This is a genomic window from Hyphomonas sp. (assembly GCF_037969335.1).
Taxonomy (GTDB): Bacteria; Pseudomonadota; Alphaproteobacteria; order Caulobacterales; family Hyphomonadaceae; genus Hyphomonas.
In genome coordinates this window covers 1-6,198 of record NZ_JBBKXE010000152.1, presented here as the reverse complement: position 1 = coordinate 6,198, position 6,198 = coordinate 1, and the positions used below count along the sequence as shown (strand labels likewise).

General features: G+C 59.9%; 7 protein-coding genes. 1 reads left to right on the top strand and 6 read right to left on the bottom strand.

Going from position 1 to position 6,198, the window contains the following annotated elements:
* The 5 genes from AADA04_RS11590 to purQ form a co-directional block, all read right to left on the bottom strand.
* Window positions 1–453 (bottom strand): AIR synthase related protein (locus AADA04_RS11590; RefSeq protein ID WP_340693428.1); only part of this gene is annotated, 453 nt, incomplete at its 3' end.
* Between the two features lie 47 nt (window positions 454–500).
* On the bottom strand, window positions 501–1,685 hold the full coding sequence (locus AADA04_RS11585) for a DUF3089 domain-containing protein (protein WP_340693427.1): 1,185 nt from the start codon (window positions 1,683–1,685) through the stop codon (window positions 501–503).
* Window positions 1,686–1,723: 38 nt separating this feature from the next.
* Window positions 1,724–2,734 (bottom strand): adenosine deaminase, encoded by a 1,011-nt coding sequence (locus AADA04_RS11580; protein ID WP_340693426.1) that lies wholly within the window; start codon window positions 2,732–2,734, stop codon window positions 1,724–1,726.
* Window positions 2,727–4,202, bottom strand: a complete 1,476-nt coding sequence (locus tag AADA04_RS11575) for a sulfotransferase (RefSeq protein ID WP_340693425.1) — start codon at window positions 4,200–4,202, stop codon at window positions 2,727–2,729. Before AADA04_RS11575 ends, AADA04_RS11580 begins: the two co-directional genes overlap by 8 nt.
* 41 nt (window positions 4,203–4,243) lie before the next feature.
* Entirely contained in the window at window positions 4,244–4,912 is a 669-nt protein-coding gene (gene purQ / locus AADA04_RS11570) for a phosphoribosylformylglycinamidine synthase subunit PurQ (protein WP_340693424.1), read from the bottom strand.
* A gap of 164 nt (window positions 4,913–5,076) precedes the next feature.
* Between purQ and AADA04_RS11565 the strand changes: the two genes are divergently transcribed.
* Complete coding sequence (locus AADA04_RS11565) at window positions 5,077–5,229, top strand: entericidin A/B family lipoprotein (protein ID WP_340693423.1); 153 nt, start codon at window positions 5,077–5,079, stop codon at window positions 5,227–5,229.
* 68 nt (window positions 5,230–5,297) lie between these two features.
* Here the strand turns inward: AADA04_RS11565 and AADA04_RS11560 are convergent.
* A partial coding sequence (locus AADA04_RS11560; protein WP_340693422.1) for an FAD-dependent oxidoreductase occupies window positions 5,298–6,198 on the bottom strand: 901 nt, incomplete at its 5' end.

Here is a 6,198-nt window from a genome sequence, read left to right as displayed (position 1 = left end):
GCTGCGCGTCTTCGGATGGCTCGGGTCGCCGAAGCGGAGGGCATTGACCAGCGCAATCGGTCGCGCGCCCATGGTGAACACGTCCCGCAGGATGCCGCCGACGCCCGTGGCCGCGCCCTGATAGGGCTCGATATAGGACGGGTGGTTGTGGCTCTCCATCTTGAAGATGGCGGCCTGTCCGTCGCCGATATCAATCACGCCGGCATTTTCGCCGGGGCCCTGGATCACGCGGGCATTCTTGGTTGGGAATTTGGACAGGTGACGCCGCGATGACTTGTACGAGCAGTGCTCGGACCACATCACCGAATAGATGCCGAGCTCGACCAGGTTCGGCTGGCGGCCAAGGCGTGTGACCAGCCGTTCCCATTCATCGGCCTTGATGCCGTGTTCGACGCCTTCCTTGGCGGTCTGAGTGGTGGTCAGGTGGGCGAGTATCGCAGATGTATCAGGCATGCGGGCGCTTTAACCGCAAAGTGCCCGAGTCGCCAGCCTGATTGTGCTCACTCGGGTGTTTGGGCCGCCTGCCATGCGGCGCCTTCGGTTTTCGCCAGTTCGACGAGATTACCCATGGCGAGGTTCATGTCGACCAGATGCAGGCCCCAGTCGGCGAGTATTTCGCCGTTGATGATCACGTCGCCCGGAATATCGTCGGCGCGGGGGTCAGCCGGATCAGTCTTGATCGAAATCGCCAGCCAGTCGTGCGTGTCATTGGCCTCGCAACTCGCCGTCAGCATACCAGGCAGGGTAACGAAGGGCGTCTCGACCGGTGCGCCGTAATCGGTTGGTTCAGTCCGTCCAAGGCTCTGGCGCGGCATGAAGGCGTTCAGGGCATTGCCTTCACCGGTGAGCGCCACGGGATTGTTGCAGACCGCGCGGTGGTCGCCATCGGCAAGTCCGAACCGGGAGTCGGCAGGCGGCGGATTGGTTGCGCGGAAGCTCTCGAAGTTCACGAGGCAGCCGGTTTCGGCGCCCGATTTGCAGACGGGCAGGCCTGCTGCCTTGCCGGTTGCCGGGTCAATCCTGGTTGGAAACCCGATGGCGTGTACGGCAATCAGTTTGGCTTGGTCAGGCGACCCGACGATGTCGGCATTGAGCATGTCATAAATCATGCCAGCGCCCTGCGAATGGCCGATCAGGACCACGCCGCGTCCTTTGTTCTGATTCTCCATATAGCTGTTCCAGCTGTCGATCACGTCCGCATAGCGCATCTCTGCATTGGCAGTGGACTGGCCTGTCATCATCTGGGCGCGTAGTTCAAGCAGCGTGCGCTGCCGGTAGATGGGTGCGAAGAGGCGGCAGGTTTCGCCGTAGCGTGCGAACTGGTTGGCCACGACATTCAGCTCTTCGGGGCCGGGGGTCATGTCGCTGTTGGGCGTCGGATCGAATGAAACCGTAGGGTAGATGTAGAAGCAGTCGAACTCAGGTGTAGCAGCAGGTTCGAACGGGATGATCGAGGTCGTGCCGTCGGCTGCGATGGCCGTCGCGGTCAGGTCGATCGCGCAGGCGTCTGACGCCTTGTCAGGGTGGCACAGCCAGTTTGCCATATCGGCGTAGTCATTGTGCTCGAAACCGGGGGTTTCAGCCGCTGCCGGCTCGGCGACGGGCGTTTCGTTGCTCTTCGGTGCGTCTTTGGAGCACGATGACAGGGCGAGCGCGGCAGCGCCGATCAACAGCTTCTTCAACATGGATGTTTCCTCGGATTTCTGCTTGCCGAGGAGTGCTGTCAGATTCCCAGAGCCTTGTCGATTTCTGAAAGGTGACGGGCCTTGTCGGCGTCGCTGAGAAAGGCGCCGGTGAAGCTGTTGCGGGCGAGTTGAATGAGCTGATCGTCGCTGAGGTCAAGTGCGTCAGCGATCTCGCGATAGTTCTGGTTGATATAACCGCCGAAATAGGCCGGATCATCCGAGTTGACGGTTACGAGCAGGCCCGCGTCCAACTGCGCCTTCAGCGGGCTGTCGCTAAGTTCGTCGATCACACAGAGCGACAGGTTGGACAGGGGGCAGTTGGTCAATGGCGTTTGCGTATCGAGGAGCACCTGGACCAGTCCGGCATCTTCCATCGACCGGTTGCCATGGTCGATACGGTCGGCGCCGATGTCGATGAGCGCTTCGCGGACATATTCCGGTGGACCTTCCTCGCCGGCATGCAGGCAGAGCCTGAAACCGAGTTCCCGGCATTTCTCGAACAGGCGGGCAAACTTGGATGGCGGGTGGCCGACCTCTGAACTGTCGAGACCGACGCCGATGAATCTCGAATGGTAGGGACGCGATTCCTCCAGCAGCGCGAAGCCGTCCTCCTCACTGAGGTGGCGCAGGAAGCTCATGATCAGGTGTGAGGTGATGCCGAGCTTCTTCTCGCCATCGTCCAGCGCCGCGAGGATTCCGTCGGCGACTGTGGAGAAGGCGACGCCGCGTTCAGTATGGGCCTGGGGATCGAAGAATATCTCGACATGTCGCACATTGTCGGCAGCGACACGCTCCAGATAGGCCCAGGTGAGGTCGTAGAAATCCTGCTCATAAAGCAGGACCGCCATGCCCTGATAATAGATGTCGAGAAATTCCTGAAGGTTCGAGAACGCGTAGGCCGCTTTGGCTTCGTCCAGTGTTTTGAAGGGGACAGCGATCCCGTTTCGTTTCGCAATCGCCATCATCAATTCAGGCTCGAAGCTGCCTTCGATGTGAAGATGAAGCTCGGCTTTTGGCAATTTGGCGATCAGGTCAGCGCGGTCAGTCATTCAGGGCCTCGAGAAGCGGACCCAAATGGGACTCGTAATTGCGCCAGCGCCCCGATGAGCGCTGATAGAGTGGCTCGCGAACCTGCCAGACGCTGGCGGTTTTAACAGGCGCATCGCTGTTCTGGAAATCGAGGCAAGCCGGTTCGAATGGCAAATTCAGGAAATCCAGGGTTTTCCTGATCTCGGCCTCGGGATTTTGTACGAGTACGTCATAATCGACGTCCAGAATTTGATCAGGGGCGATATCCTTCCAGTGCGCCATGACGCGCTGATAGGCGCGGTATTGATGGCCCAGATGGGGAAGGGTCAGCGCGTGAGGCTGTTGATGGCTGAGATGCAGGAAATAGTTTGACAGGCACGTGTCACGAGGATCGCGGACGGTGTGAAGAATTTTGGCGTCGGGGAACAAGCGCAGGATCAGCCCGACATGGTAGAAATTGTCGGGTCGCTTGTCGGTGACAATACCTGCGGCATTCGGCACGCGCTGCTTCAAGCCGTCCAGATAAGCTTCACGAAGCTTGGTGGCCATCTCGTATGACAGGGTTGAAAGGCTTTGCGGGTACGGTGAAAGATGCCGGCCTGCGAGCGATGGCAACAGCCCGAGTTCGCCTCCCGTGGCGACGGCGCTGTGTGAAGACAGGATTTGTTCAAGCAGGGTCGAGCCAGAACGGAATTGTCCGACAATGAAGACGGGCTGGATCGGCGTTGGCTTGAATACCGCAGGGGCGGATGGAATGCCCACCTCAAGCATCTTGGAAACCTGCGCATCGTGTCGTGCGGGATCATATTTGGGCGAGTTGGCATGGCGCGCAGCCGAACTGGCAAAATTAGCTGTCTTGAATGCTTCGAATGCGCGGTCATATTCGCCCACCTGATCAAGCAAGCGGCCAAGCGCAAATTCAAGACTGGCCTTCGAGGCCTTGCTGATCTCTGGCCTGGAGCGTTCGGATTCGAGTCGAATGACGAGTCCGTCGTCGGCTGAGCTGACTGTTGCAAGATTGGCAAGGCGTGCCAGTGGCTCGGTTTCGCGCGGATTGTACTCCAGTAACGTCCGGTATTCTGCCGCAGCGCCGTCTCGGTCGCCGACATCTTCCAGCGAGTTGGCGAGATTGAATCTTGCCTGGAGAAAGTCGGCGTTTAGCGCCAGTGCGGTGCGGTAGGCCTCAACAGCCCGATCGGGTGAATTCAAATCGTCGGCGAAGATTACGCCCCTGTTCAGGTGCACTTCCTCGGGGTCTTTGATACCCAGAGCGAGCGCCCTGTCATATGCCTCGATGGCCTGCTGCGGGTCGCCGGCGCGGCGCAAGAGCCAACCGAGATTATACCAGCTATCAGGCAGGTTAGGGGCTTCCGACAATACGGACCGATAAGCAGAGATTGCTTCGCTGACCTGACCTGACTCACGCAAGGCGGACGCTTCGGAAAGGCGTTGGGCAATTTCCGGAGAAAGAGAATTTTCTGTGATCATGCGGCTTTATTAGCCGCGGAGGCGCTGATTGACCAGCGGTCTCAGGCTGCGTTGACGAGGCTTTCAAAGACGCCGAGTCCATCAAGGCCGCCTTCGGTTCCGCCAACGGCGCGTTCCGGGTGTGGCATCATGCCGAGCACGCGGCCATTTTCGCTGAGGATGCCAGCGATGTCGCGCGCGGCGCCATTCGGGTTCTCGCCCCGAGCGTAGCGAAATGATACCCGGCCTTCGCCCTCGAGGCGATCAAGCGTCGCATCGTCGGCGAAATAATTGCCGTCATGGTGGGCAATGGGAAAAGTGACCGTGTCGCGCCCGGCATAAGCGCTGGTAAAGGCGGAATTGGCGCTTTCCACCGTCAGGCGTTGGGGTTTGCAGACGAAGTGAAGCGACGCGTTTCGCATCAGTGCGCCGGGCAGGAGGCGGGTTTCACAGAGGATCTGGAAGCCGTTGCAAACGCCGAGGACATAGCCACCGCGTTTGGCGTGCGCGGTCAATTGTTCGATGACTGGCGAGTTACCGGCGATGGCGCCGCACCGCAGGTAATCTCCGTAAGAGAAGCCACCCGGCACCATGACAAGGTCGGTGTCGGAGGGGATTGTCCCGTCCTTGTGCCAGACCATGGCCGGGGCCTTGCCCGTGACCTTGGCCAGGGCATCCTGCGCATCCCGGTCACAGTTGGAGCCGGGAAAAACGATGACGGCGGTTTTCATGCGCGTCCTTTAGCAGGGAGTCGGAGGATAAGGGAACCGGTTTTGGCGGATTTGGCTGTGCGCGACGCAATTATTCGCCATGGCCTCCTTAGGTAAAACTACTGCTTGCTGGTTGTTGAATATGCGCTCAACGTAAATCGCTCAGTCGAGAAGGAGAGCATTCCATGAAAAAGTTTCTGATCGCCCTTATGGCCGTTTCTTATGTGCCGTTCGTCACTGCCTGCAATACGGTCGAAGGCGTCGGCAAAGACGTTGAAGCTGGCGGCGAAGTCGTCCAGGACGCGGCCAAGGACGTCAAAGAAGAAATTACCGAATAGTCCGGTTGGCGTCCGGCGGGCATTTCCAGCCGGGCGCCGCTACCACACAGTGTGATCAGCTGCGCAGATCAGGCATTGCCCATGAATTTCAGGTCAATATGGCGCTTTAGAGCCCAGAGTCCCGGTAGGTTCAGGGTGATGCCCCATTTTTCCGCAATGGCGCGGCGGCGGCCGAGGCTGACCAGCTTCAGGTAGTCCTTCTGGGGGCGGTATTGGATGAGCGGCTGATTGGCGGCCAGCCTGATTATCTGCTCTGCGAGTACCGGTCCCTGACGCACAGCGAAAACGCCCGCTTTGGGTCGTGGATCAAACGTCAGGTGGGCCGTGTCTCCGCAGGCGAAAACGTGGGGGTGGCTGAGGGATTGAAGTGTTGGCCCCACGGACACGAAGCCGTCGTGTAGGGTTAGCCCAGTCCCCGCCAGCCAGGCTTGTGGACGTGCGCCGGTGGCAAGGGCGATGAAGCCCGCAGGGACGTCCTCGTGCGATGTCAGGCGCAGTCCGTTCTCGTCAGCATCGACAACAGATTCGCCCGTGAATATTGCCACGCCGGCCCGCTTCAACTCGCGCTCGAGGTGCGTTCGCATTGACGCGGTGCCGCCTGACAACAGATGATTTCCGCGCTCTATCAATGACACGCGGACAGGCTGGACAAGGCCCAGTCTGTCCAACCTGTATTTCATCGACAGGGCCAGTTCGACACCGGCCGTTCCGGCACCGAGAACGGCGGCGTGAGGCGGAATTTCGCCGGTCTCTAAGCGGGCGACAAAAGCTGACCAGCGATCCGCGAATGGGCCGAGCGGCTTCACCGGCGCGCCGAGCTGTCTCAGGTGTTTCGGACCTGCCACATCGGCAATCGCGCCGATATCGAGTGACGCATAGTCGAATGAAAGCGTGCCGCCGCTAGCGAGATCGACGGTCTGCGCGACGGGGTCCAGCGCGGTGACGCGGGTGGAATGCAGGGTGGCGCCA

What these genes read in the sequence shown, in the direction of transcription:
- AADA04_RS11585 (WP_340693427.1), bottom strand. Translation starts at nt 1,685, where the DNA reads ATGTTGAAGAAGCTGTTGATCGGCGCTGCCGCGCTCGCCCTGTCATCG.
- AADA04_RS11580 (WP_340693426.1), bottom strand. Translation starts at nt 2,734, where the DNA reads ATGACTGACCGCGCTGACCTGATCGCCAAATTGCCAAAAGCCGAGCTT.
- AADA04_RS11575 (WP_340693425.1), bottom strand. Translation starts at nt 4,202, where the DNA reads ATGATCACAGAAAATTCTCTTTCTCCGGAAATTGCCCAACGCCTTTCC.
- purQ (WP_340693424.1), bottom strand. Translation starts at nt 4,912, where the DNA reads ATGAAAACCGCCGTCATCGTTTTTCCCGGCTCCAACTGTGACCGGGAT.
- AADA04_RS11565 (WP_340693423.1), top strand. Translation starts at nt 5,077, where the DNA reads ATGAAAAAGTTTCTGATCGCCCTTATGGCCGTTTCTTATGTGCCGTTC.